26 protein-coding genes are annotated in these 25,483 nt (G+C 61.7%); 15 read left to right on the top strand and 11 right to left on the bottom strand.

Annotation, left to right across the window (positions count from 1 at the left end; translation table 11 throughout):
* Positions 1 to 95: 95 nt before the first annotated feature.
* Entirely contained in the window at positions 96 to 1,043 is a 948-nt protein-coding gene (locus H6F58_RS03255) for an endonuclease/exonuclease/phosphatase family protein (protein WP_195181076.1), read from the top strand.
* A gap of 14 nt (positions 1,044 to 1,057) precedes the next feature.
* Here the strand turns inward: H6F58_RS03255 and H6F58_RS03250 are convergent, their stop codons facing one another.
* Positions 1,058 to 1,732: an alpha-ketoglutarate-dependent dioxygenase AlkB gene (locus H6F58_RS03250; protein ID WP_195181075.1), complete on the bottom strand. Its 675-nt coding sequence runs from the start codon at positions 1,730 to 1,732 to the stop codon at positions 1,058 to 1,060.
* A gap of 289 nt (positions 1,733 to 2,021) precedes the next feature.
* Between H6F58_RS03250 and cobA the strand changes: the two genes are divergently transcribed.
* The 6 genes from cobA (at position 2,022) to H6F58_RS03220 (ending at position 8,326) form a co-directional block, all read left to right on the top strand.
* Positions 2,022 to 3,035, top strand: coding sequence for a uroporphyrinogen-III C-methyltransferase (gene cobA / locus H6F58_RS03245; protein WP_146276214.1), 1,014 nt, complete (start codon positions 2,022 to 2,024; stop codon positions 3,033 to 3,035).
* The gene (locus H6F58_RS03240; protein ID WP_060702547.1) at positions 3,032 to 4,132 is read left to right on the top strand and encodes a uroporphyrinogen-III synthase; all 1,101 of its coding nucleotides are present in this window, start codon (positions 3,032 to 3,034) and stop codon (positions 4,130 to 4,132) included. Before cobA ends, H6F58_RS03240 begins: the two co-directional genes overlap by 4 nt.
* Positions 4,133 to 4,169: 37 nt before the next feature.
* Complete coding sequence (locus H6F58_RS03235) at positions 4,170 to 5,078, top strand: carbohydrate kinase (protein ID WP_146276216.1); 909 nt, start codon at positions 4,170 to 4,172, stop codon at positions 5,076 to 5,078.
* Between the two features lie 43 nt (positions 5,079 to 5,121).
* Positions 5,122 to 5,913, top strand: a complete 792-nt coding sequence (locus H6F58_RS03230) for an IclR family transcriptional regulator (RefSeq protein ID WP_146276218.1) — start codon at positions 5,122 to 5,124, stop codon at positions 5,911 to 5,913.
* A 216-nt stretch (positions 5,914 to 6,129) separates the two neighbouring features.
* Positions 6,130 to 7,800: a urocanate hydratase gene (gene hutU / locus H6F58_RS03225; protein ID WP_060702550.1), complete on the top strand. Its 1,671-nt coding sequence runs from the start codon at positions 6,130 to 6,132 to the stop codon at positions 7,798 to 7,800.
* Positions 7,801 to 8,029: 229 nt separating this feature from the next.
* Positions 8,030 to 8,326: a hypothetical protein gene (locus H6F58_RS03220; RefSeq protein WP_146276220.1), complete on the top strand. Its 297-nt coding sequence runs from the start codon at positions 8,030 to 8,032 to the stop codon at positions 8,324 to 8,326.
* 172 nt (positions 8,327 to 8,498) lie between these two features.
* Here the strand turns inward: H6F58_RS03220 and H6F58_RS03215 are convergent, their stop codons facing one another.
* Both H6F58_RS03215 and H6F58_RS03210 read right to left on the bottom strand, forming a co-directional pair.
* The gene (locus tag H6F58_RS03215) at positions 8,499 to 9,008 is read right to left on the bottom strand and encodes a DNA starvation/stationary phase protection protein (protein ID WP_146276222.1); all 510 of its coding nucleotides are present in this window, start codon (positions 9,006 to 9,008) and stop codon (positions 8,499 to 8,501) included.
* A 189-nt stretch (positions 9,009 to 9,197) separates the two neighbouring features.
* Positions 9,198 to 9,425 (bottom strand): hypothetical protein, encoded by a 228-nt coding sequence (locus H6F58_RS03210; protein ID WP_146276224.1) that lies wholly within the window; start codon positions 9,423 to 9,425, stop codon positions 9,198 to 9,200.
* Between the two features lie 415 nt (positions 9,426 to 9,840).
* On the opposite strand from H6F58_RS03210, the gene H6F58_RS18380 reads away from it, so the two are divergent.
* The 3 genes from H6F58_RS18380 to panD all read left to right on the top strand — a co-directional run bounded on the left by H6F58_RS18380 (position 9,841) and on the right by panD (position 12,651).
* A complete protein-coding gene (locus H6F58_RS18380; RefSeq protein WP_186468108.1) occupies positions 9,841 to 10,347 on the top strand; it encodes a DUF3060 domain-containing protein in 507 nt (168 codons plus the stop codon).
* A gap of 125 nt (positions 10,348 to 10,472) precedes the next feature.
* The gene (hutH, locus tag H6F58_RS03200; protein WP_146276228.1) at positions 10,473 to 12,014 is read left to right on the top strand and encodes a histidine ammonia-lyase; all 1,542 of its coding nucleotides are present in this window, start codon (positions 10,473 to 10,475) and stop codon (positions 12,012 to 12,014) included.
* Between the two features lie 214 nt (positions 12,015 to 12,228).
* The gene (panD, locus tag H6F58_RS03195) at positions 12,229 to 12,651 is read left to right on the top strand and encodes an aspartate 1-decarboxylase (RefSeq protein ID WP_146276230.1); all 423 of its coding nucleotides are present in this window, start codon (positions 12,229 to 12,231) and stop codon (positions 12,649 to 12,651) included.
* 133 nt (positions 12,652 to 12,784) lie between these two features.
* Here panD and H6F58_RS03190 read toward each other — a convergent pair whose 3' ends face one another.
* Complete coding sequence (locus tag H6F58_RS03190; protein WP_195181073.1) at positions 12,785 to 13,177, bottom strand: hypothetical protein; 393 nt, start codon at positions 13,175 to 13,177, stop codon at positions 12,785 to 12,787.
* A gap of 170 nt (positions 13,178 to 13,347) precedes the next feature.
* Between H6F58_RS03190 and H6F58_RS03185 the strand changes: the two genes are divergently transcribed.
* Positions 13,348 to 13,827, top strand: a complete 480-nt coding sequence (locus H6F58_RS03185; protein WP_060702557.1) for a DUF6328 family protein — start codon at positions 13,348 to 13,350, stop codon at positions 13,825 to 13,827.
* Here H6F58_RS03185 and H6F58_RS03180 read toward each other — a convergent pair whose 3' ends face one another.
* From H6F58_RS03180 to H6F58_RS03165, 4 genes are all read right to left on the bottom strand, one after another.
* Complete coding sequence (locus H6F58_RS03180) at positions 13,828 to 14,646, bottom strand: oxygenase MpaB family protein (protein ID WP_146276234.1); 819 nt, start codon at positions 14,644 to 14,646, stop codon at positions 13,828 to 13,830.
* Between the two features lie 110 nt (positions 14,647 to 14,756).
* Positions 14,757 to 17,372: a GH32 C-terminal domain-containing protein gene (locus H6F58_RS03175; RefSeq protein WP_146276236.1), complete on the bottom strand. Its 2,616-nt coding sequence runs from the start codon at positions 17,370 to 17,372 to the stop codon at positions 14,757 to 14,759.
* A gap of 190 nt (positions 17,373 to 17,562) precedes the next feature.
* Positions 17,563 to 17,859, bottom strand: a complete 297-nt coding sequence (locus tag H6F58_RS03170; protein ID WP_257720410.1) for an antibiotic biosynthesis monooxygenase — start codon at positions 17,857 to 17,859, stop codon at positions 17,563 to 17,565.
* A gap of 29 nt (positions 17,860 to 17,888) precedes the next feature.
* Positions 17,889 to 18,887, bottom strand: a complete 999-nt coding sequence (locus H6F58_RS03165; RefSeq protein ID WP_146278192.1) for a LacI family DNA-binding transcriptional regulator — start codon at positions 18,885 to 18,887, stop codon at positions 17,889 to 17,891.
* A gap of 156 nt (positions 18,888 to 19,043) precedes the next feature.
* On the opposite strand from H6F58_RS03165, the gene H6F58_RS03160 reads away from it, so the two are divergent.
* From H6F58_RS03160 to H6F58_RS03145, 4 genes are all read left to right on the top strand, one after another.
* Positions 19,044 to 20,150 (top strand): substrate-binding domain-containing protein, encoded by a 1,107-nt coding sequence (locus tag H6F58_RS03160; protein WP_146276238.1) that lies wholly within the window; start codon positions 19,044 to 19,046, stop codon positions 20,148 to 20,150.
* A gap of 39 nt (positions 20,151 to 20,189) precedes the next feature.
* Positions 20,190 to 21,236 (top strand): ABC transporter permease, encoded by a 1,047-nt coding sequence (locus H6F58_RS03155; protein WP_060702561.1) that lies wholly within the window; start codon positions 20,190 to 20,192, stop codon positions 21,234 to 21,236.
* Entirely contained in the window at positions 21,233 to 22,027 is a 795-nt protein-coding gene (locus H6F58_RS03150; protein WP_146276240.1) for an ATP-binding cassette domain-containing protein, read from the top strand. The genes H6F58_RS03155 and H6F58_RS03150 overlap by 4 nt, the downstream gene beginning before the upstream one ends.
* 119 nt (positions 22,028 to 22,146) lie before the next feature.
* The gene (locus H6F58_RS03145; RefSeq protein ID WP_195181072.1) at positions 22,147 to 23,085 is read left to right on the top strand and encodes a carbohydrate kinase; all 939 of its coding nucleotides are present in this window, start codon (positions 22,147 to 22,149) and stop codon (positions 23,083 to 23,085) included.
* A gap of 10 nt (positions 23,086 to 23,095) precedes the next feature.
* On the opposite strand, the gene rbsD is transcribed toward H6F58_RS03145, so the two are convergent.
* From rbsD to H6F58_RS03130, 3 genes are all read right to left on the bottom strand, one after another.
* Positions 23,096 to 23,479, bottom strand: a complete 384-nt coding sequence (gene rbsD / locus H6F58_RS03140) for a D-ribose pyranase (protein ID WP_146276244.1) — start codon at positions 23,477 to 23,479, stop codon at positions 23,096 to 23,098.
* Between the two features lie 35 nt (positions 23,480 to 23,514).
* Entirely contained in the window at positions 23,515 to 24,438 is a 924-nt protein-coding gene (locus tag H6F58_RS03135; protein ID WP_195181071.1) for a ribokinase, read from the bottom strand.
* 75 nt (positions 24,439 to 24,513) lie between these two features.
* Positions 24,514 to 25,452: a substrate-binding domain-containing protein gene (locus tag H6F58_RS03130; protein WP_146276248.1), complete on the bottom strand. Its 939-nt coding sequence runs from the start codon at positions 25,450 to 25,452 to the stop codon at positions 24,514 to 24,516.
* Between the last annotated feature and the right edge of the window lie 31 nt (positions 25,453 to 25,483).

The following is a 25,483-nucleotide window of genomic DNA, read 5'->3' as shown; positions in this document are numbered from 1 at the left end:
CTATTTCCATCGTAGTGACTATGGGGAATCGCCGGGGCACTTCTCCAGCTGAAAATTACGATTCCCACAGTATTTTGTGCCACTGTTTAAGTCCTATGTCTCATGCATCGCACCAACGCCTTTCGGCCCCGCTGATTATCGCGAGGGTCTTCTTTGTCCTGCTTTGCTTAGCGCTGGCAGGGCTGATGGTATTCCATCAGCAGGTCCCCGACATCCTGGGCCTTGGCCTGGTCGTGGACAACCTTGCGCCCTGGGCAGGCTTGGGGATCCCCGTATTGCTGGTCATTGCCCTGGTGGTGCGCGGACGAGCCAGCTTCATCGGATTGCTGGTTCCCGTGGTGGTGTGGTCGGTGCTTTTTGGCAGCAGCTTCATTCCGCATGCAAAGTACGCGCCGCAAGCCTCGCTAGAGGTGGCCACGCAAAATGTCCACGAGTCGGCTGGGCTGCAAGCGGCCCGGGAACTGGCCGCTTCCGGGGCGCAGGTCATCACTCTGCAGGAGATCGGACAGGACCAGGAAGAGCAGATCAGCCAGGAGCTGTCCCAAACCCACCCTTACCGGTACATGGTCAGCACCGTGGGTGTATGGAGCGCCTACCCCTTGAAGAATGCGCAGCCGCTGGATCTGGGGCTGGGCTGGAATCGCGCCTTGCGTGTTGATGTCAGCACCGAGCATGGCGACGTGCGGCTGTACGCGGTGCATGCCGCTTCGGCCCGGCCTACCGGTCATCATGAACGCGATGCCATGCTCGCCTCGCTGGCCAGCTATGTCCAGGCCGATGATTCAGCGAAGATCATTGCCGCCGGCGACTTCAACGCCACCAGCACGGACCGGCACTTTGCCCCGGTCCTGGACGCCTTGGACGAGGCGGCCTACAGTGATTGGGGGCTGGCGATGACCTGGCCGCGCTCCCCCGTCCCGGTGCTCGGGATCGACCACATGATGCTGCGCGGAGTGGCCTCGTCCGATCTGAAGCGCCTGCCGATCGGCGATTCGGATCACTACGCCCTGCAAGCCACCATCGATCTGGACAACGCGCAGTAGCCCAGCTGGCAAGCCTAAATGGTCTGCAGGCCGGTTTGGCGCAGGGTGATGTTGATGCGCCCAGCACCCAGATGGCAACCGGCAGGGGCCGTTGAAGGGTGGATCCTGGTCACCCCGTGATAGGCAAAGCGTGCCGGGCCATCAAAGATGAGCAGGTCCCCGGAGGCCAGGCGCAGGTCTTGCCATGGCCGGTTCCGGTTCTCGGTGTTGCCCAGGCGGAAGGTTGCCGAGTCGCCGATGGACAGCGAAACCACCGGCGCGTTAATGCGCTCGTCGGCATCTTGGTGCATGCCCATGGTGGCCTGGTGGTCGTAGAAATTCACGATGGCGGCGTCGGGAAGATAGGCTGCGGCGCGCTGGGCATCGCCGGTGGCTTCGGCCACGGCGTTCTGGCCCAGTCGCACCAGCCATTGTTCCATCGGCGCCACCGGTGCGCCGCCGAGGTCGTCGGCGGTTTTTGAATAGCGGTTCGGGCTCCAATGCCAGCCCAAACTCAGCGATTGCACACTCATGGGATGGCCATTGATGTGCGTGCGGTGGGGCGGGACGGGTCCGTGTCCCCACTGGAAAAAGCGTGCAACGATCCATTCCTGCGCGGCGGGGCTGAGCCAGCCGGGCAGATGCCACACCCCGGGTCGCACTATTCCCCCGGCGCGGGCCAAGGCGCTGTCATCAAAAAGCGATTCCATGCACCCAGCGTGCCCGTTGCAGGCATCGGTCGGCAAGCTCCTGCGTATTCGCTCACTGAATTTTGCAGGTTGCCGGCCCAGTGCCTTGCAACACTACTGACATTAATGACCTAGTGTTTCATCCCGCCGACTCGAACATTTCCAGAAGGTTAACCTTTATTCGATTTATTACACCTGAAACATTTGCGATACCTACGGGAAAAGCTGGAGCCCTACGCTGGGTAGCACCCACTTATTCCAAGGAGCACCCCATGTCATTCAGGAAAATCCAGCAAGGATCGAAGCAATCATGATCGGCATAGACCTCGAGCTTTCCCAGTGCATGGTGCTGATCGCAGGCAGCCGATCCGCCAGCAAAACCACCGCCGACCGCTTCAGTGCCGAAGGCTGCAGCCTCCTGTTTGCCGAGGACGCGCAGCAGGCGCTGGGGCAGCTGGAACAGGCGGGCCTGCTGGTGATTTGCGATCACCGTCCCGAGCGCTTTGACCAGGTGGCCGCCGCGGCCAAGGTCCCGGTGCTGCGGGCTGCCCCGTCCGCTGGCACCGGCTCGATCACCTTGCTCGGCGGCGGACCAGGCGCCTTGGACCTGATGACCCTTCGCGGGGTGCGCGCCCTGGCCGAGGCCGAGGTGGTCTTCGCCGATCGGCTCGGTCCCAGCGAGCATCTTGCGGTCCTGGCGCCGCAGGCCACCATCATCGATGCGGGCAAGCTGCCCGGCCACCACAAGCTCACCCAGCGCCAGATCGAAGCGCGGATGATCGAGGCGGCGCAGGCCGGTGCCAAGGTCGTCCGGCTCAAGGGCGGGGACCCCTTTGTTTTCGGCCGCGGCTTTGAAGAAGTCGCCGCAGCCACCGCGGCCAAGATCCCGGTCAGCGTGATTCCAGGGTTGAGCTCCTGCATCACCGTGCCGGCCGCCGCCGGCATCCCGGTGACAGCCCGCGGGGTGAACACCATGTTCACCGTGGTCTCCGCGCACGATCCGCTCGGCGAGCAGCAGCTGGAGCAGTTGGCCAAGCTGGGCGGCACGATCGTGATCCTGATGGGCATGGGAACCATCGAGCAGACCGTCTCGGGGCTGCTGCGGGTGGGAATGGCCAAGGACATGCCCTGCGCCATCGTCCAGTCGGGCACCACCGATATCCAGCGCACCAGCCATGCGCCGCTCTCCTCCCTGGCCGAGGTGGCCCGCGCACACTCGAATCCGGCCGTGATCGTCATCGGCGAGGTGGCGCAATTGCCGCAGTCCTTGCTCGATGCGGTGCCGGCCGCCAGTACCGAACCTGCCTTGGAGAGAGCCTCATGAATATCGCGAAACCCTTGGCTGGATTCCGCATCGCCGTAACCAGCGATCGGCGTTCAGCCGAATTGATCGAAGCTTTTGAACGGCGTGGCGCTGAGGTTACCCACACCCCGCTGCTGCGCCTGGCCCCGCTGGATGACGAGCAGCAGCTGCTGGCGCAGACCCACAAGCTGATCGAGGCCCGGCCGCAGGTCGTGGTGATCACCACCGCCTACGGGCTGCGGCGTTGGCTCGATACCGCCGAGGCGGCCGGGATCGGCGACGAGTTGATCTCCGCCTTCAGCCAGTCCGACCTCTATGTGCGCGGGTCCAAGGCCCATGGGTCGGTGCGGGCGCTGGGCCTGGAGCCGGCCGGCGTGGCCAAGGACGGGCGCAGCTCTTCGCTGCTTGAGATGCTCAAGGGCAAGCTTGCTTCAGCCACCGTGGCCCTGCAGCTGCACGCCGACTCGGATCATGGGATGCCGCAGCAGATGCGCGAATTCGGGGCGCGGCGGGTGATCAAGGTCGAGCCCTACCGCTGGCAGGACACCAGCAGCGACACCGGGATTTCGGCTTTGGTGGAGGGCTTGTGCGCGGCGCACTTCGACGCGGTGACCTTCACCAGCGCACCGAGCGTGCACGCGCTATTTGCCGCCGCCAATGCGCGCAATCGGCTCCCCGCCCTGCAGCGTTCCTTGGCCGAGCGCGTGGCCGTGGCCACCGTTGGGCCAGTGACCGCTTCCCCGCTGGAAGAAGCCGGCATCAATCCGCTGGTTCCCGAACGCCACCGCATGGGCGCGATGATCGGCCAGCTGGTTGAGCATCTGGGTTCGCTGGGCACCTTGCAGGCGCAGACCGTGCATGGCCAGGTGCAGCTGCGCGGGCGCACCTTGTCCATCCAGGACCAGAATTGCGAGCTGACTCCGGGGCAAGCCGAGCTGGTGCGCGCGCTGATCGAGGCCGGCGGCAGCGTGCTCTCGCGCGATGAGCTCAGCGCCGCCCTGCCCGAGGTCAGCTCGCGACACGCGTTGGATATGACGCTGAGCCGGCTGCGCCGGGCCTTGCCCCAGCCTGAAATCATCAGCACGGTGATCAAGCGCGGGTACCGGCTGAACGTCTAGCGAGCATTTTCTGCCCGGGTTACGTAGGATCGAAACCATGGTTTCAATTCAGGTTGCCGGCGAGGCATTGGTGGACATCGTCAACTCCGTGGCCCATCCCGGAGGTTCTCCGCTGAATGTCGCGGTGGGTCTGGGCCGGCTTGGCCATGAGGTCACGCTGGCCACGGATCTTGGCACAGATGAGCATGGGCAGCTGATCGCCGATCACCTGCAGGGCTCGGGAGTCGAGCTGGCTGAAGGATCGCAGTCGGATGCGCCAACCTCCACGGCCACCGTGGTGCTCGATGAGTCCGCCAATGCCAGCTACGAATTCGAGTTGAACTGCAGCTTGGGCAAGCTGGCCGCGAGCGAGGCGTCGCTGCTGCACACCGGGTCCATCGCCGCCTTCCGCTCCCCCAGCGCGCAGAAGCTGATCGACCTGTTCCTCGCCGCGCCGCCCAACCAGCTGCGCAGCTACGACCCGAACCTGCGTCCAGCCCTGGTTGAGGACCGGGCCAAGGCCATCAGCCATATCGAGAAGCTGAGCTCCTTGTCCCATGTGGTCAAGCTCAGCGACGAGGATTCAATGTGGCTGTACCCCGGGTGGGACACCGACCGCGTGCTGGAGCATCTGCTGGACCTTGGAGCTTCCTTGGCCGTGATGACCTTTGGCGCCCGCGGCGCCGAAGCGCGCACCCGGAATTGCGAAGTCGTGGTCCCCTCGCTTTCAGTGCCCACCGCTGACACCGTGGGTGCCGGGGATGCGTTCATGGCCGGGCTGCTGCATGGAATCGTTGATGGCCCGCTGGCCCAGAACCTGCGTGATGGCAGCACGCTGGATCGCGCCGAGCTGGAGGCGGCATTGCAGATCGCGGCCGCTTGCGCGGGGATGACCGTTGCCCGCACCGGCGCCAACCCGCCGACGCTGAGCGAGCTCAACGAGTTCATGGCCGGGGCCGGGCGCTAGAATTTGTCGCAGAACATGATCCGAACTGTGCCAAGGAGGCCACATGGGTAGCAAGGTCCCGGCATCGGATAACACCCTGAGGATCCTCCAGCTGCTGGCCAGCAGGAAGGCTCCCACACCGGCAGCCATGATTGCCACCCTGCTCGATTTGCCCCGCTCCAGCGTTTACCAGCTGCTCGCGGTCATGAACGAGCGTGGATTTGTCACCCATTATCCGGAGGACAAGTCCTATGGCTTGGGGATCGCGGCTTTTGAGCTTTCCAGCGCCTACACCCGGCAGGAACCGCTGGCCCGGCTTGGCGCACCGCTCATCGCCCAGCTGGTGGACAAGGTCGGCGAGAGCGCGCATCTGGCAATCCTGCATGGATCCGATGTCTTGTACATCGTGGAAGAACGCGCCAAAGGCCGCCCGTCGCTGGTCACCGATGTAGGGGTGCGCTTGCCTTCGCATCTGACTGCTTCGGGAAGGGCCATCTTGGCGGCCTTGCCCAAATCCCAGGTGCGCGCGCTGTATCCCAGCGCGGCCAATTTCTCGGATCGCGTGGAACGCTCTTCGATCACCGGCTACGCGCAATTGCGCCGCGAGCTGGAGCAGTGCTCGCAGCGCGGCTACGCAGTGGAACGAGGGGATGTCACCCCGGACTTCCACTCGCTCGCGGTGGAGATCCGGGATGCCGGCAACTGGCCGGTGGCCGCCGTGGCAGTCACCTTCCTGGCAGACCGGGTGCCCGAGGAACAGTGGGACAAGCTGCTCAAGCAGATCCGTTCGACCGCGGCACTGATCACCACGCGAATTCAGGGAAAGCGTCCGGCGGGCCCCTCGATCCCCGGCTAGCGAAGGCGGCGCCGAAACACGATGATGCCGCCTTGCCCTGCGGTCCCTCCCGGCAGCCTGCCGCACAGGATCGCCGTGGGATGCGGCGCCACGCAGCACCACGCTCAACCCACGGATCTGAAATACCAGACAAGTCCGGTGATTGCGAGGTACTCAGCGGCTGCTCGATGGCCAATGATGTAAGTAGTTAGCTAGATTACATCGTTAGGAATCTTCATGAGCCACGAACCACGAGTTGTCCGCGCACCACGCGGCACCGAACTGACCGCCAAGTCCTGGGCCACCGAAGCCCCACTGCGCATGCTGATGAACAACCTCGACCCCGAGGTGGCAGAGCGCCCCGAGGATCTTGTGGTGTACGGCGGCACCGGCAAGGCTGCCCGCTCCTGGGAAGCATTTGACGCCATCGTTGAAACCCTCAAGGACCTGGAAGACAATGAAACCCTGCTCGTTCAGTCGGGCAAGCCGGTCGGCGTCTTCAAGACCAACAAGTGGGCTCCGCGAGTCCTTATTGCGAACTCCAATCTGGTCGGCGACTGGGCCAACTGGGAGCACTTCCGCAAGCTGGAGGCCGAAGGCCTGATGATGTACGGCCAGATGACCGCTGGTTCATGGATCTACATCGGCACCCAGGGCATCCTGCAGGGCACCTACGAGACCTTTGCGGCAGTTGCCAAGAAGCGTTTCAACGGCACCCTGGCCGGCACCCTGACCCTGACCGGCGGTTGCGGCGGCATGGGCGGCGCGCAGCCGCTATCGGTCACGTTGAATGGCGGTGCGGTGCTGATCATCGACGTGGACGAGTCCCGTCTGCGCCGCCGCGTTTCCAAGCGCTACCTGGACGAGGTGGAGCTGGATTTGGACAAGGCGCTGGAAAAGGTATTGGCCGCCAAGGCCGAAGGCCGTCCGCTCTCCGTAGGCTATGTCGGCAACGCCGCCGAGATCTTCCCCGCACTGCTCAAGCGCCACCAGGCCGGCGAGTTCGCCATCGACATCGTCACCGACCAGACTTCGGCCCACGATCCGCTGAGCTACCTGCCGACCGAATACACCATGGAACAGTGGGACGCCGAAGCCAAGGCAGATCCAATCGGCTTCACCAAGAAGGCCCAGGCTTCAATGGCAGCCCAGGTCCAGGCTATGGTCGAGTTCCAGGATGCCGGCGCAGAGGTCTTCGACTACGGAAACTCGATCCGCGACGAGGCCCGCAAGGGCGGCTACAACCGCGCCTTCGAATTCCCGGGCTTCGTTCCTGCCTACATCCGCCCGCTGTTCTGCGAGGGCCTGGGCCCATTCCGCTGGGTTGCGCTCTCCGGCGACCCGGAGGACATCCGCGTTACCGACGAAGCGCTGAAGGAACTGTTCCCGGAGAACGAGCACCTGCACCGCTGGCTGGATGCAGCCGCTGAGAAGGTCGAGTTCGAGGGCCTGCCGGCACGCATCTGCTGGTTGGGCTACGGCGAGCGCCACAAGGCCGGCCTGCTCTTCAACAAGCTGGTTGCCGAAGGCAAGGTTTCCGCACCGATCGTGATCGGCCGCGACCACCTCGACTCCGGTTCGGTAGCTTCGCCATACCGCGAAACCGAATCCATGAAGGACGGCTCGGATGCAGTCGCCGACTGGCCACTGCTCAACGCCCTGACCGCTACCAGCTCAGGCGCTTCGTGGGTTTCGATCCACCACGGCGGCGGCGTAGGCATGGGCCGCTCGATCCACGCTGGCCAGGTTTCGCTGGCCGATGGCTCCGAGATGGCAGCAGCCAAGCTCGAGGCGCTGTTGACCAACGACCCAGGCATGGGCGTCATCCGCCACGTGGATGCAGGCTACGAACGTGCAGAGGAAGTGGCAGCGGAGCGTTCCGTGCGCATCCCAATGCAGGGCAAATAAGTCCATTAGGCGGTTCGCGCGCCTTGTCTGCTGATCAGCTGGCAAGGCACGCGGACCTCTTGCTTTAACCGTCCTTTAGTGATTGAAAATTGCCCCTGACATGGGTGCAGTGAACGTTGCATTAACTTGAAATGGCAAATGCCTCAGAGCTTCCAGTTAAGCCTTGTAGGCCATTTTTCGCTTGCTTAGCGTGGATCACGTCAGAAACGACCGACCCACGGAGGACATCATGTCTGAGCAGGATTCAAACGAGCAGTTCGGCAATTTCGAGAACGTCCAGTCCGAGGAAAACGCCGGGTACGGCTCATCGGATGAGCAGCAGTACAACGAAGGACAGTCGTACAGCGACAGCAACGAAGAGCAATCGTACGGCGGTAACAACGAAGGACAGTCCAGCCAAGACTCCTTCGGCGACGACAACGAAGAACAGTTGTACGGCGACAGCAATGTGGGCGAGTCCTACGGAGACAACAACGAAAACGCAGTGCAGGACTTCGGCGATCTGGGCCAAAGCGAAGGGTTCTAGTCTCCGACTCCGAGGCTATTGGCTTTGCATAGCAATGTTCCCTGGTTCTACAGAACTATCTTCCGCAGAATAAGTTCCATGCAGAGAAATCGCTGTTCCCATTGAACATGGGGAACAGCGATTTCTCTGCGGTCAGCGTGGGTCATTTGCACCGAATACGGATGCCCGTCTTCTACGGACGACGGGTTTCAGCACTGATGAACCATGCCTGCTGCTCAAGGTCAGCAATATATTGATGCAAGATGTCGGCCGTTGTCGGATCTTCTTCATCGACCGGATCATGCACGTCGCGGATAACACCTACGGTGGACTGAACCGCTTTTACAACCATGTCGACGGCGTCCTTGGTCAGAATTTCCCCAGTAACAGGTTGTTCCAATTTTGTGTACTTGGTGATCGTGGAAGCTAGCCCGTCTGGAGTGGCGTGCAATGCGCGCATCCGCTCGGCTATTTCATCGGACCCCTTACGAGCAATGCCGACGACCTCATCCAAGTTTTGGTGCAGATCGCGAAAATTCGGGCCTACAACATTCCAATGAATCTGTTTGCCAACCAGCTGAAGGTCCAATAGCTGGATGAGCACTAATTGCAGGGCATCTCGGAGTGACTCTGAAGCCACAAATCCGTGTTCGGCGTTTTCTTTCGTCGTTTTCTTCGCGGTGGTCGTCTTGATGTCCGTCATGGCATCCCCCTTGAATTGAAGTTGACGTTATCGGCACCGGCGGATTTCCGATGCACTTCTCCAAACGCTACTTCTGGGTAGATCCAATTCCGAATCAAGCTCGCTTCTTTTGAGCAGGCATTCAGGTCACGGTCACGTGATGCAAAGGTTGCAGCATTCTGGCGAACACCATGTGCTCGCCAGAATTCCCTATGATCCCGCGTCGGTTCCACCGTGAGGGTGGTCCAAGGAAGATGGCCCGACAATCAACCTGAAGAGCCCCCAGCACATGGCAAGTCCGCCCCAGATGATTCCGAGCCACATGGGGGTCATGGCTTGCGCATCAGCAGCTGGTGTGATGAGTATGAACATGAGAAACAAGGCGACGATGATTCCGCCGCCAACAACGAGACCTAATCCAAGAGATTTCTTAGGCATCTTTCACTCCAGTGATCTTTCATAAACAAATGAACCGACCTGACTGCAGCGACTTGTCCACGTCTACTGCTAGCCGGCGAATTCTCTGACGCGTGTTCCCACATTGCCTCCTAAACGTGCGCGCATCAGCACACGGTATTGTCGATAGATACAGAGTAGGCCTGTTTCATGCGCAACTCCAGTGTCTTCTGACCTCAGAATATGCGTGAATTCCCGGTCATCTTGGTGGTCTATTCCAGCAGTAGTTTCTGGTGACCGTGCATTAGCGACCGCACTGCAGGACAATAGCCAATAGGTTCATGCGAACCTGGGGACAATTTGCCGACACGACAGGATGGACATGTATTCTCACCTCGCCAAAGTCTGTGGACTATCCCTTGCGACCGGGCTCCTGGCTGCTGCCCTCGCCGGGTGCGTGAGTATTGAATCCTCGAATGATGGGCAGAGTCCGTCAAGTTCACCCACGACTGCACCCGCCAAAAACACTCCACCCATTGAGGGGACTGTCACCCCGAGCGCCAAGAATCCTGATGGTAAAGCAACAGGCAGTGGCACAGTACCGAAGGAGACTGCTGGGGATTCCTTCTCTCAGGCCTTCGGAATCATAGAAGCCAAAGCCATCGAGAAAAAGTGCACCGGAAAAATGACTCTCGACTCGGATGGCGAGATGGTCAAGCTCATCGGCAATTGCCAACAGGTGGAAATCACAGGCACTGGAAACATGATCGTCGGCGGCCGCATTAAGGATCTGTCCATATCCGGAAACGGCAATATCGTGGCAGTGAATAATATTGAGGACGTCAGTGCCAGCGGGGTTGGCAACTCGGTAGCGTGGCGGAACGACAACGCTTCAGCCCACGACTCCGGCCAGTCGAACCGTCTTGGCCCGGATGCCCTTTCCGGCGTGGATCTAGGCTACTGAATCGCCTGTCGATCGCGTCCGGTATTTCGGACACATCACCCAGTTATCGGCCACCAGCTAATCTCAACTGCCGAACAATGGAAGCTAGAGACTTCCTTGTACCGCAACGATTGGATTTGATTGCCATGGCTTCCGCTCCTCAAATAACACTTGGCCTAAGTGGCGCAACCGCAGACGACGTTATCGCCGTTGCCCGCCACGAAGCCCGCATCAGCATTTCTCCGCAAGTACTTGAGGAACTGGCTTCCGTCCGAGCACATATCGATGCACTGGCATCTGCTGATACCCCGGTTTATGGCATTTCAACCGGCTTTGGCGCGTTGGCAACCCGCCACATCGCACCCGAGGATCGCGCCAAGCTGCAGCGCTCCCTCATCCGTTCCCACGCTGCTGGCATGGGTGAACCGGTGGAGCGCGAAGTGGTCCGCGCATTGATGTTCTTGCGTGCAAAGACCTTGGCTTCCGGCCGCACGGGCGTTCGCCCGGTCGTCCTTGAGACCATGGTCGGCATGCTCAATGCAGGCATCACTCCGGTAGTCCGCGAATATGGTTCACTGGGCTGCTCCGGTGACTTGGCTCCGCTGTCGCACTGCGCATTGGTGCTGATGGGCGAGGGCGAAGCCACCGATGCCCACGGCAATATCCGCCCGGTACCGGAACTGTTCGCCGAGGCCGGATTGACCCCTGTCGAACTGGCAGAAAAGGAAGGCCTGGCTCTGGTCAACGGCACCGACGGCATGCTCGGCCAGCTGATCATGGCATTGGCGGATCTCGATGAGCTGCTGGACATCGCCGATGCCACCGCTGCCATGAGCGTTGAAGCCCAGCTGGGCACCGATCAGGTATTCCGCGCAGAACTGCACGAACCACTGCGCCCGCACCCAGGCCAGGGCCGCAGCGCCCAGAACATGTTCGCCTTCCTGGCCGACTCGCCAATTGTTGCCTCGCATCGCGAGGGAGACGGCCGAGTGCAGGATGCCTACTCGCTGCGTTGCTCGCCGCAGGTCACCGGTGCCGCCCGCGACACCATTGCTCATGCCCGCCTGGTCGCCACCCGCGAACTGGCTGCGGCCATTGACAACCCTGTGGTGCTGCCCAGCGGCGAAGTGACTTCCAACGGCAACTTCCACGGCGCACCGGTAGCCTACGTGCTGGACTTCCTTGCCATCGCCGTGGCCGACCTCGGCTCTATCGCCGAGCGCCGCACCGACCGCATGCTCGACCCAGCCCGCTCCCGCGACCTGCCGGCATTCCTGGCCGACGATCCGGGTGTGGACTCGGGCATGATGATCGCCCAGTACACCCAGGCCGGCTTGGTGGCAGAAAACAAGCGGCTGGCAGTTCCTGCCAGCGTTGACTCCATCCCATCCTCGGCCATGCAGGAAGACCACGTTTCCCTGGGCTGGCATGCGGCGCGCAAGCTGCGCACCTCGGTAGCGAACCTCCGCCGCATCCTCGCAGTGGAAATGCTGATTGCCGGCCGCGCCCTGGACCTGCGGGCCCCATTGAAGCCTGGTCCAGCGACCGGTGCGGTGCTTGAAGTATTGCGCAGCAAGGTTGCAGGCCCCGGCCAGGACCGCTTCCTTTCCGCAGAACTGGAAGCAGCCTATGACCTGCTGGCCAATGGCTCGGTGCATAAGGCCCTCGAAGCTCACCTGCCTGCATAACCTGTAGCGCAGGTCGCCGCAAGGCGTCGTCAAGCGTCCCCGAAGAACCTACCGGTTCTTCGGGGACGCACTTCTTAACTACCACCTATGGACACCCCGGGTGCCAGCTGCTGGCCGCAGGCCTGATGGCACTCGCCGCGTTGTCCTGGCCACAAGGTCAAAGCGTAGACTTGATGTTCGAAAGACTACGCATCATCCAAGGACGTCTGATTCCATGCAACGCACCATGTTCAAATCCAAGATCCACCGGGCCACTGTAACGCAAGCGGATCTGCACTACGTCGGTTCGGTGACGGTGGACTCCGACCTGCTTGCCGCCTCGGACATCTTGCCCGGTGAACTGGTCAGCATCGTCGACATCACCAATGGCGCCCGCCTGGAAACCTACACCATCGCTGGCGAACCCGGCAGCGGCGTGATCGGCATCAACGGCGCAGCAGCGCACTTGGTCCACCCGGGTGACCTGGTCATTTTGATCAGCTATGCGCAGATGGAGGATGCCGAAGCCCGCAGCTACGTTCCCAGTGTGGTTCACGTTGATGCCGATAACCGCATCATCCACCTGGGCGATGATCCTGCCGAGGCAGTCGCCGACGGCGTGCAGACTCCGCCATTTGCCCAGCTGCGCAGCAGCTAGCTGACAGCGCTGGCGGCTTGGCGGCTTGACGGCTTGACGGCTTGACGGCTTGACGGCTTGACGGCTTGACGGCTTGACGGCAAGGATTTTCCATGGCGGTCAAGCCGTTGTGCCGGTTCAGCGCTCCCGCGTTTCACCTGCGGCAGTCCTCTTCGGGGCATCCTTGCCAGGTTTTCGAGAAGTACCCGACGATCTCCAGGGTATGGCGCAGCGGGTAGATCTCGTCGACTCCGCCATGGATCGGCTTGGCAGCCTCTTCTACTGCGAGCTCGAAGAACCGGCAGACCTCGTCATGCATCCACACGGCCGCAGTGAGCTCCGTGAGTTCTTCATGGGTCAGCATGCGTGAAGGCTCCAGGCCAATTTCAATCAAGGTCTTGAAAACAAAGTCTTCGGTCAGCTCATGGTCATCCCCGCAATCGCACCAGGCGAGACCGCGATTGGGCATGGACCACACATCCTCAAAGCCTTCCGCGGAATGGATCCAGTCGGGAAGACTGCCCCCGGAACTGTTTTCTTGCGCCATGGCCATCGCCTCTGTCCTCTCCTAGCCCGATGTGCCCAATGTAGCGGGCAGTGCCGACAGTATGGACGAGCAGGCCTAGTCAGTTGTTGCCAGATGACCCAAGGGTTGGCATAGTTCGAGGCATCAGCCAATAGCCGCTTTCCAGCCAAGATCGCTCCAGGAGTTCTCCCATGAACACACGGTCCCACCCGGATACCAGTGATGGTGCCGCGCACCGGCAGTGGAACGAATTGCTCCAGGAAATGCGGGTCATGCAAACCGGCGTGCAGATTCTCGCTGCGTTCTTGGTGGTGCTGCCGTTTCAGGCGCGCTTCGAGATGCTCAGCCGATCCGATGAAACGATCTACATCGTCTTGTTGGTTGCTGCCACGCTGCTGATTTTGCTGCTGATCACCCCGGTAGCAGTCCACCGATACTTCTTTGGCCAGCGTCTCAAAGAGCAGACGGTGGCCCTTGGGCACATCGTGCTGAAAATAGTGGGCGTCGGCGTTGGCCTGCTGGTCTCGGGTTGTGTGTGGTTTGTCCTGCAGGTGCTGTTCGGCTGGCAGCTGGGCGCGTGGATCGGTGGCGGACTGGTGCTGGCAACCTTGTTCCTGCTCTTGGCATTGCCGCGCATTCTGCTTCCGGCCCGCGCGCGGGACGCTGGCTGATCAGTGCTGGCCCGGGGTCATCCGGTCGACGTGGCGAAGCATGATCTTCATCGGAAGATGCCTGATAGGGGTAGGCAGGACCCGGCTCGCCATCCGGGCCGCGGCAATGGCCACCGCGTTGCGCCGATGGACCTTCTTGCTTAGTTCATACCCGAATTGATCGCGCACCAGCGCTGGCAGCTGGGCGATGGTGACATCCCGCATCAGGGGCAAGCAGGCGCGGATCCACCACGGCGCATTGCGCGCGGCAAAAAGGTCTTCGGCAAGTTGCCGGGTCCGGCCGGTGGTGCTGAGAGCTGCCAGCGCCTGCTCCAGGTACTGGTCGAAATCCTGGATCGTGGCTGGCCACAAATCCTTGGGCATCTGCAAGGCCTCGCCCAGCAACGAGTACTGCTCGTAGAGCTCTTCGTCGTGGGCACCATCGCCAGCCAGTACCTGCCGGGCAATGACACGGGCCGAGTCGAAAAGCGTGGCGGCAACCCATAATTGCAATCGCGGATCCAACGCCGAATAGGCCGGGGTTCCTTCTGCTTCGTTCCGCGTTCCGCGCACGGTTCGATGCGCGCCGTTGACGTAGGCGATCATGGTGCGCTGTTGTTCCGCATTGCCGTTGCTCAAGGCATAGATGTAGCCGAGCGTGTGCATGAGCCGGCTCAAGGGATTGCTGGCGAAGTCGGAGTGCTGGGCAATGGCCTCGCCAATTTGCGGATGGGCCAGTTGCATCAGGATCGCCCGCCCGGCCCCGAGGAGCAAGCCGGCTTCTGGGGCAACGCGGGAGAATGCGCTTGGCTCACCAGTTTTTCGAACGTGCCTGCTCATGCTTTCGATCTTAGGCGGTGTGCCTGTGCCTCCGCATTAAACAGCGCGATGGATGCCGCCACGCACTATGCTCCGTGGCAGCATCCACCGTATTGTCCGTGGTGCATCTCCTACCGGGTGGCCGAGGTGAACATCGATGGCTCGAGCTCGGTGACCTTCAGCGACTTCAGCTTCGCGGTGCCGCCATGGGCGAAGACTCCAAGCCGGTCAGCCCCCTGGTTCGGGAAGACCTGATCGGTCAACGTGCGCTGGCCGTCCTGGGCGAATACCTCAACCGACGAACGGTCCAGATAGACCCGCAGTACCACCTCGCCATTGCTGTTCAGCTTCACTGGCATCTGCTCAACCGAGGCGAAGCCGGGATGGAATCCGGTATTGCCCGAGTTGCGGCGGTCAACGTAGGCCTTCTTGCTTTCGGCGTCATAGCCGATCACCGTGGAGCTGGTGGCATCGCCGTGGACCGTAATGCCCGAGGTCTTGGCGGTGCCCGGGTCGAGAACCAGGTCCACCCGTGCAATGGAGCCGGAGGCCGCCTGCGGCAGCGTGCGGGTTCCCTCGCTGATGGATTTGTTGTGTTCCATGTACTGTGGCTTGCCGCCCAGCTTGCCGACCTGTTCCACCGGCGCCTGGGTGAGGCGAGGCCCCTGCGCGGTCTGGGTCAACTCCACCTTTCGAGGCAGCGACATGGCGCTGCGCCATGGAGAAGTCGGAATGTCGTTGGCATAGTCCCAGTTGTTCATCCATCCGAGCATGATCCGCTGGTCCTGGGGCATGTTGGCGAAGGAAACCGACGCGTAGTAATCGCGCCCGTAGTCCAGCCAGTCATAGCTTTCCAGCGATGATTGCGCGGCGGTATCGGACTGGGTGAACTCATCGGCCAGGATGTGCCCCCATCCTTCGCGGTTGTTATCGACAATCTCGATTTGGGCTTGCTTGCCGGCAAATTCCTTCACGTTCCATGAGGCGAAGTCCAGGCTCTCGCTGTTGGATCCGGTAATCGTGCGAACCGTCTGGTGATCGACCACGAGGTTGACTGTCGTTTCATCCGAGCGTGGCACTACTTCTTCGTCGGTCTGCACGATGTGGTCCAAGGTCAGGTGTCCCCACCCGCCGGTAGCTTGGTCGACGACGCGAATCCGGGCGTTCTGCCCGTTATACGCCTCGGTATCAAACGACTTCCAGTTCATGGCTTCTGCATTGTCGCCTGCCAGGGACTCGACCACGGCGCCATTGACCAGAAGCTGGACTTCAAGCTTCTGGCTTGGATCATTGCGCCGGTGCCCGCCGCCAATGAGCATGCCGATGCGCTTCTTGGTGATGGCGAATTCAGGCGAGGTGGCGGTGCCCATTTGGTCATCGCCGCCAGCTCCCACTTCGTAGGTGTTGATGACATGGCTTCCAATGGCCATATTGCCGCCACCGGCGAAGGGCAGGTTTTCGGGGACCAGGGAACCGGTGCCGGTCCAGCCATAGTCCGACAGGTCGGAGCCTTCGGGAACCTCGAACCCGTCAAAAAGCAGCTCGCCTGCCGGGGCCTTGTTGTCGCGCTTGTCGCTGACACGGGGATGCTTTCCGCCGCCGACCAGGAAGTTCAGATAATCCTGTTCAACGGTGAAAGGGTCCGACAGCATGGTGCCGGTCGGCTGGTCGAAGCCTAGGAAGGAGTTGACCAGCCCGGCGCCCTGGTAGCCGGTGACTTCCTGTTGCCCTGGAATCGTGCCGCCTGCCGGCTTGGCACCGAACGGTCCTCCTTCGCCGCTGGCCGGATCATTGGTGACGGTCCAGCCGTTGTAGGTTCCGTCGTTGAATCCAGCCAGCAGCTTGCCTTCCGGCATGGTGGGTGCTGGCTTGGTTGTTTCGGAGGTGAAGGTGGTTCCGTCGAAGTCGCCAACGAAGTATTGTCCTGCGGAGCCGCCCGAGACTCCTCCGGGGTTCATGTTGATGACCATGACCCATTTGACGTTCTCGGGGTCGCCATCGACCGCCAGCGGGAACAGGTCAGGGCATTCCCAAATGCCGCCGGTGGCGTTGGCCGGTCCGAATTCGCTGAGCTTGGTCCAGTCCTTGAGGTTCTTGGACTTGTAGAGCACGGCCTTGTGATCTGCTGCCTCCACAGCGGTCATGACCCAGTAGCCTCGACCATCATCGCCGGAGTACCAGAAGACCTTGGGGTCCCGGAAGTTTGCCGAATTGCGGTTGAGCACCGGATTGTTCTTGTATTTGGTCCAGGTCTGCCCTTCATCCAGGCTGTAGGCCAAGGATTGGGCTTGCAGTCCGGCGTATTCGGAACCCTCCTTATACGCGCTGGTGTATATGGCTATCAGTGGCGGGTTCTTGGTTGTGCCGAGTCCCGAGGTGTTGTTCGTATCCACGACAACGCTGCCCGAGAAAATGTCCTCTTCTGCATCTCCGGCAATGGCCAGCGGCTGCTGTTCCCAATGCACCAGGTCCTTGGACGTGGCGTGCCCCCATGACATGTTGCCCCAGACGTTGCCCTGGGGATTGTGCTGGAAGAACAGGTGATAGACGCCCTTGTAATAGACCATTCCGTTGGGGTCGTTCATCCAGTTCTTTTCCGGGGTGAAGTGGATGCCGGGGCGGTAGGGTTCGTCGCCTAGTTCGGCGGCAGCAGCTGGCAGGGCGCCAGCTAGTCCTACGCCGAAGCACAGGCTGGCGGCCGTGGCAAGGGAGATTGATTTTTTGGTTCGCGCAGTACATGGAGGCATTGCTGGACTCTCTGATTGAAGGGCGACGTTGTAGACAACGTTGTCGACAGCAAGGACTGTAGGCGAAGTCCAGCAGACAATTCAAGAGTCCCGAAAAAGTATTATTTTTACAGATCAGACAGGGTTTTAGGCACGGCAATTGGCCCCGCCGGGCAGTGCCAGCGAGGCCGCTTTGTGCAGCTACGGCGAATTATTCAACTGGGCGAAGCCACGTCAGCTCCGAGGCATCGGACTCAATATGCTCAGCGAGTTCGGCGTTGAAGACCGCTCCGTAGTCGGCGGTGATGTGCTCCTGGAAGGCTTGCTCATCGGCGTAGATCTCGAAGACGAAGTATTCGCGAGGCCGCTCCTCGCGCACGTAGGGAAGGAAGAGGATGTTCCCCGGCTCCTCGCGCACCTTTTGTGCGAGGTCATTCATCATTTCTGCCACGCGTTCTTCACTGCCTTCCTTGACGGTGAATTCTGCATAGAGGGTCTTCTGGTCCACGGATTTTCCTTCCATAGTGGGTGAGGCGCTTAGGCTGCGGGCGGGATTTCCCCGGAGCCGCGAATGATCATGGTGGTTTCAACGATGTAGGTTTTTGGCGGCTGGGCATCGCCTTCGATTCTGGCCATGAGCCGCTCGGCCGCCAGCGCGCCGATTTTCTCCGGGTGCTGGGCAATCACGGTGACTCCGGGATCCACCATGTCCGAGAGCGTGAAGTCATCGAATCCCACCAGGGCCACCGTGTGGTTCAGCCCCAGTTCGCGCAAGGCTCGCATGCACCCGAAGGTGACGAGGTTCTGGCTGGAGAACAGGGCCGTAGGCGGGTTCTCCGAGGTGAGGATTTCAATGGCGGCGAGCCTGGCGCTTTCGACATCGTGCAGGTTTTCCCGGACGGGAATGCTGGCGGTCGAAATGCCGAGCTCGCTCAGCGCATCTATGAATCCCCGCCGGCGCTCGCGAGCGGTTTGAATGTCCGTGCGGTCACCGAGATAGCCGATCTTCCGATGGCCAACTTCGTACAGGTGCTGAGCCGCTTTGGCGCCACCGACCGCATTGTCCGTGACCACCGCGTCCGCCTTGAGCCCCACCGGTTCGCGGTCAATGAAGACCACCGGCAAATCCCTGGAGTGCTCCGGAATTACATGGGCCTGGTTGCTGGCAATTGGCGTGAGCACCATGCCGTCAACGCGGCGCCCGAGGAACGCGCGGACCATGGATTCTTCCCGTTCGGGTTCATCGTCCAGGCTGGCGGCGAAAACCGCAACGCCTTTGAGGCTCAGCGCATCTTCCATGGCCCGGTGGATTTCGGCGCTGAACGGGTTGGAGACGCTGGGAAGCAGCAAGCCCACAGTTTGGGTCCGTCTGCTTGAGCGACGCAGGCTTCCTGCTGTCACATCCAATTCATAATTCAACTGCTTCGAGGCCAGCAGGACTTTTTGCCTCGTTGACTCCGAGACCCCGGGTTCCTCGTTCATGACGCGTGAAACAGTTTTAATGCCAACGCCGGCCAAAGCTGCCACATGTCGCATAGTTGGGCGGGATTTGGCACCGCCGCCGACATTGAGTTCTGACATCGTTGTCAAATTCTTTCTTCTTTCTATTGACTACCGCTTGTGATCCAGCTTACATTCTACATGATCACGTTGTCAGGGCAGCAGAGAAGCCCACTCGCAAAGGAGCACCAAATGGCAAGTTTCAGCACTCGTCGAACCCGCACCACCCGCATGCTGGCAGCAGGAGCAGTCTTGGGGCTCGCCGCCCTGTCGCTCTCGGCCTGCTCGGGCGATTCATCTGCAGACGCATCGGGCGACGGCAATGTCGGTGTCTCGCTGATCGTGAAGACCACCACCAACCCGTTCTTCGTTTCCATGCAAGACGGTGCCAAGAAGGCAGCGGAGACCAGCGGTGTGGACCTGAAGCTGGCCGCCGGCAAATCCGATGGCGATGAAGCCACTCAAATCCAGGCCATCGAAAACGCCATCTCCGACGGCGACAAAGGCATTCTCATCACCCCCAACGGACCATCGGTGGTTGACGCACTGAAGAAGGCCCGCGATGCCGGCCTCTACGTCATCGCCCTGGACACCCCGCCGGATCCTGCCGACGCCGCCGACATCACCTTCGCGACCGACAACTTTGCCGCCGGCGAGCAGATCGGCCAGTGGACCGCCGAAAAGCTGGACGGCAAAAAGGCCGTCATCGGCATGGTCGACCTCTTCGACGACAAGATCGTTTCCGTTGACTACACCCGTGACCAGGGATTCCTCACGGGCATGGGCATCGACGCCGCCGATGACAAGGTCAATGGCGACGAAGCCAAGTCCGGCAAGTACACCGGAGGCAAGGGCGGCGACTACGAAATCGCCGGCAACCAGGCTTCCCAGGGCGCCGAAGACGGCGGCCGCACCGCCATGGAAACCCTGCTGGCCGGCAACCCGGATATCAACGTCGTTTACACCATCAACGAACCAGCTGCTGCCGGCGCCTACGAGGCACTGAAAGCCGCCGGCAAGGAGAAGGATACCCTCGTGGTCTCCATCGATGGCGGCTGCTCAGGTGTCTCCAATGTGAAGCAGGGAATCATCGACGCAACCGCGCAGCAATACCCGGTGAAGATGGCCGAACTGGGCGTCGAAGCCATCACCAAGTTGGCCGAGACCGGCGAGAAGCCAGAGACCACCGAAGGCCTGGACTTCTTCAACACCGGCAGCAAGCTGGTGACCGAAGAAAAGATGAGCGGTGTGGAAAGCATCGACGCGGCAGAAGCTTCAAAGATCTGCTGGGGCAAGTAGCGCCCGAGGACTGCACCTACCAATAGATCAGGATTTATCGTGACACAGCAACATACCGACAGTCCCCCGAACTCCGGGAAGGTCGACCTCGCCGAAGAATTCCTTGACCGCCAAACGACGCTGGGCAAGGTGCGCCAAACACTGCACCGCTATCCCGCATTGAGCCCGGCGCTCGTGCTGATTATTTCGGTGATCGTCTTCGGGCTGCTCAACGAGCGCTTCCTGCGCGTGGAAAATCTGTCGTTGATTACCCAGCAGGTCTCGGTGGTCGGCACCATCGCCATTGCCCAGACCCTGGTCATTCTCACCGCCGGCATTGATTTGTCGGTGGGTGCCGGCATGATCTTGGCATCGATGGTCATGGCGCAGACGGCTGTAAATCAGGGAATTCCGGCCCTTGTGGCCCTGCTGATCGGTCTGCTGGCTGGTCTTGCGACAGGTGCAATCAACGGCTTCCTGGTCACCAGGCTCAAGCTGCCGCCGTTCATCGTCACCCTCGGTACGCTCAATGTGTATCTGGCCTTGACCTTGCTGTATTCCCACGGCGCCACCGTGCGCGGCAGCGATATGCCGGGCCTGCTGACCTGGACCGGCACCACCTTCCCGATCGGTTCGGTGCGCATTTCGGCCGGCGTGATCGTAATGCTGGCCCTGTACCTGGTGATCGCCTACATCCTGGGCAGGACCGCCTGGGGACGCCACGTCTACGCGGTGGGCGATGACAAGGAAGCGGCCCGCTTGGCCGGTATTCCGGTCAACCGCGTGCTGATGAGCGTTTACCTTGCCGCCGGCGCGGTGCTCGCCATCTGCGCCTGGCTGCAGATCGGCCGCACCAACTCGGCCAGCCCGAATGCGGGCTTGGACCTGAACCTGGACTCGATCACCGCAGTGGTGATCGGCGGAACCAGCCTCTTTGGCGGTCGCGGCTCAGTCTGGGGCACCCTGCTCGGCGCACTGATTGTCGGTGTCTTCCGCAATGGCCTGTCGCTGGCCGGGCTGGACGTGCTTTACCAGACCCTGGCAGTAGGCATTCTGATCATCGTAGCTGTGTCCGTGGACCAGTGGATTCGAAAGGCAAAGTCATGACCATGACCGACTCAGCTGCTGCCAAGGCAGAAACCCGCGAACCGATCCTGCGGGCCCGCAATCTGGTGAAGACCTTCGGCCGCGTCGTTGGCCTGGATGGCGTGAGCCTGGATCTCTACCCCGGCGAGGTGCTGGCGGTGATCGGCGACAACGGCGCCGGCAAGTCCACCTTGATCAAATGCCTGACCGGCGCCGAGATCCCGGATTCCGGCGAGCTTCACGTTTCCGGGCAGCAGGTCTCCTTCAAGCGCCCGCAGGATGCCCGGGCCCATGGCATTGAAACCGTGTACCAGAATCTTGCGGTCTCCCCCGCCTTGGATGTGGCTTCCAATCTGTTCCTGGGCCGCGAAATCCGCAAGCCGGGGCTGCTGGGCAGCGTATTGCGGATGCTTGACAGCAAAGGCATGCGCAAGCAGGCCCGCGAGGAGCTGACCCGTCTGGGCATCTCGACCCTGCAGGATGTGACCGTTCCGGTGGAGAACCTCTCCGGCGGCCAGCGCCAGGCGGTGGCCGTGGCCCGCGCAGCGGCCTTCGGCTCCAAGGTGGTGGTGCTCGATGAGCCGACCGCTGCACTGGGCGTGCGCGAATCGAACCAGGTGCTGCAGCTGGTGCGCGACCTGCGCGAGCGGGGCCTGCCGGTGATCTTGATCAGCCACAACATGCCGCACGTTTTCGACGTGGCCGACCGGATCCACATCCAGCGGCTGGGCAAGTGCGCTGCGACCATCACCCCGCAGTCGCACAGCATGACCGATGCGGTAGCCATCATGACTGGTGCCGCCACCGCCTAAGGCCAGCTGGCGCCCAGCACTGTTCATGGGCACTGCGCACGGAACCACACACCGTGCCCAGTGCCCATTTCTCCGCCATTTTCTTCCTCAAGACACTTCGTACAGTAAAGAGATCCCTGATGAATGCTTCCAGCCCGCACACTGATTCCCACGAGATCCTGGTCATCGGCGAAGCCCTGATCGATATTGTCGCGACCGAGCAGGGAAGCATCGCCCACCCCGGCGGATCCCCTGCCAATGTGGCCTTCGGATTGGGCCGGCTCGGGGTGGATGCCGGGCTGCTCACCGCGCTGGGTGATGACGAGTTCGGCGCAAAGATCCAGGCTCATCTGGGCACCGCCAACGTCAAGCTGCTGCCCGGATGCTTGAACCTGGAACGCACCGCTTCGGCCACTGCGGTGCTGGCCGCCGATGGTTCGGCCCGCTACGAATTTGATATCACCTGGGATCTCGCGCCCCACGAACTGGACCACATGCCAAAGATCGTGCACACCGGATCCATTGCCACGTTCCTGGAGCCTGGCGCCGAGGCTGTGGCTTCCCTGCTGGCCCAGGCCAAGGGGCAAGCCCTGCTCACCTATGATCCGAATATCCGGCCGGCATTGGTCGGAGAGCATGGCAAGGCACTGGAAACTTTTAAGCGCATGGCGGCCTTGTGCGATGTGGTGAAGCTCAGCGATGAGGACGCCCGGTGGCTATACCCGCAGCTCGAATTGGAGCAGGTGTCCGATGCGATTCTGGAGCTTGGCCCCACCTTGGTTGTGCTCACGCTCGGTGCCGAAGGGGCGCTGCTGGCCACGCGCAGCGACCAGGTGAGGATAAAGGCGGTGCGCAGTGAAGTGGCCGATACCATCGGCGCCGGCGACTCGTTCATGTCATCGCTGCTCCAGGGCCTGCTGGCCCACGGGAGCGCCGAGCTGTCGACTGCCGAGCTGGAGCATCTGGGGCGACGGGCGGTGGCCGGTGGGGCGCTGGCGGTTCGCCGTTCTGGTGCAATGCCGCCAACCCTTGAAGAGTTGACGGCATTGCTGGAGGAACAGCACTTGGCTGCAAGCTAGCTCGGCCAGCCTAGAAGGCGACCCCGCAGTGCAGGATCACGTTGGCATAGGGGGTCGATTCGCCGGTGCGGATGATGATCTTGGCTGCCGGCAGTTCTGCTTTGAGTTCCTCGTGGGAAATGAACCCGGGTTCCAGTCCCCTGCTTGTGCACAGTTGAAGGACCGGGCCGTCCTTGGCTTCGGCGGCCAAGGTGCTGTGCTCGATCACCATATTGCGGGCCAGCACATCAAGCACCTGCTCGAAGCTGGGCAGCCCCTGCACCAAGGCCAGGTCGATCACTACCGGCCCTTCAGGAATGGGCAGGCCGCAGTCGGCGATGACCACGGTATCGGTGTGGCCACAGGTGGCCAGCGCGCCAAGCAATGGCGCGTTGAGAATTTCGGATTTCAGCACGAAGGCTTCCTTCTTGGTCTTGCCCGGTTGGTTCTTTAGAGGTTCTCAAGGGATCGCGGGTAGGATGCCTGGGCTCCGTGGGCTTGCACTGTCAGCGCCGCGAACTTGCCGGCGAATTCGGCTGCCTGAACCAGGTCCTCGCCGTTGGCCAGCCGTGCAGCCAAGGCGCCGGTAAAGGCATCGCCGGCACCGGTGGTATCCACGGCTTTGACTTTGGCTGCTGGCAACGGGCGCACTTGGGCCCCGCCATTTTCTGCAGGGAATTTGTCCGCCACCAGGCACCCCGACGCGCCGAGGGTAATGACCACGCTCGTGATTCCCTCCTCGATGAGCATCGCTGCAAGTCGCTCATAGCGGCCATTGAACCGAAGCCCAAGATGCGGGTTCAGCTGATGTAGCACCGCTTCGGCTTCATGCTCATTGACCACCAGCGGGTTGGCCTTGAGCAGGTAGTCGCGATCCAGCTCGATCACCGGCGCCAGGTTCAGCACGATCCGATCGGTGGCCGCATCCATGGCGGCCTTGATGCCCGAGGCAGGGATTTCACCCTGCAGCACGAGAATTCCGTCGATGGCTCCGGCGGCCTTGACCGCTTGATCGGTCACCGTGGAATTGGCTCCCGAAACCACCGCAATCGAGTTCTCCGCACCGGAGTCCACCTGGATGATGGCTACCCCGGTCGGCTGGGAGCTGCGAGCCACGCGGTCAAGCTTGACGCCTGCCCCATCCAGCTGCCCCAGCGCGACCTCGGAATGCGAATCCTTGCCTACGGCACCGATGAATTCGGTGGCCGCCCCGGCCAGCTGCGCGGCCAGCGCCTGGTTGGCCCCCTTGCCGCCGGGCGAGAGCTGGTATGAATCTGCCAGCACGGTTTCCCCGGGTCCGGGCAGACGTGCCATCAACGCGGTGATGTCCACATTGCTTGAGCCCACGATGGTGACCTGGATGTCCTGCTGCATGGTTATTCCTTCTGCTGCTCTTCGCCCGGCGTCCAGTAGATGCCGGTACCTTGAATTGATACTGCTAGATGAAGATTACTCGCCTGCGTACTCGGCGATGTTCTTCTCATCGACGGTATCCACGGCAACCTGCACGTTGGCTTCGACTTCTTCGCCCTTGATGGACTTGGACAGGATCTGCACCGACTGCTTGCCCAGTTCTGCTGGGTTCTGCGCGATGGTGGCCACCATGGTGCCAGCTTCTACGGCCTTGAAGCCGTCATCGGTGCCGTCGAAGCCGACGACCTTCACGTCCTTGCCGGCCTTGTCGCCCAGGGCCTGGATGGCGCCCAAGGCCATTTCATCGTTCATGGCCAAAACGCCCACGGCGTCAGGGTTGGACTGCATCAGGTTGGTGACTACGTCCAGGGCTTCGGCACGGTCGAAGTTCGCGGTCTGCTTGGACACCACCTCGATGTTCTTGAACTCTGCCAGGCCCTTGGTGAAGCCTTCACCGCGCTCGTTGGTCGCCGAAGCGCCGGGCACGCCTTCCAGCACGATGATCTTGCCCTTGCCATCGATGGATTCGGCCAGCGCCTTGGCTGCCTGCTCGCCACCGGCCACGTTGTCCGAGGCGACGAAGGAGGCGATCTTGGTGTCGCCCACCGCGCGGTCCACGGCCACAATCGGCAGCTCGGCCTTCACCACGGGGGCCAAGCCGGCTTCCGCGGTTTCGGTGTCCACGGCGTTGATGATCACGCCAGCCGAACCGTTGGTTGCTGCGGTAGCCAGCTGGTTGGCCTGGGTGGCGGAGTCGTTCTGCGCGTCAACGACCGACAGGTCGATGCCCTGGGCGTCTGCCTCTTTCTGGGCGCCGTCGCGCAGGTCGACGAAGAACGGGTTGTTCAAGGTTGACACGGCCAGGGTCACCGATGCCCCGTCGGCGGCGGTTTCGCCGCGGTTGCAGGCTGCCAGCGAAGCGGCAAGTCCCAGGGACAGGGTGATGGCGGCGGTGGTGCGGATCAGTTTTTTCATGGGATGTTCTCCTTTGAACAGGGGTGGTTGG

It is taken from the genome of Glutamicibacter sp. FBE19 (assembly GCF_015524875.1).
Classification (GTDB): domain Bacteria; phylum Actinomycetota; class Actinomycetes; order Actinomycetales; family Micrococcaceae; genus Glutamicibacter; species Glutamicibacter halophytocola.
Note: the sequence above shows the minus strand (reverse complement) of the source record. Positions and strands in the feature narration are given on the sequence as shown.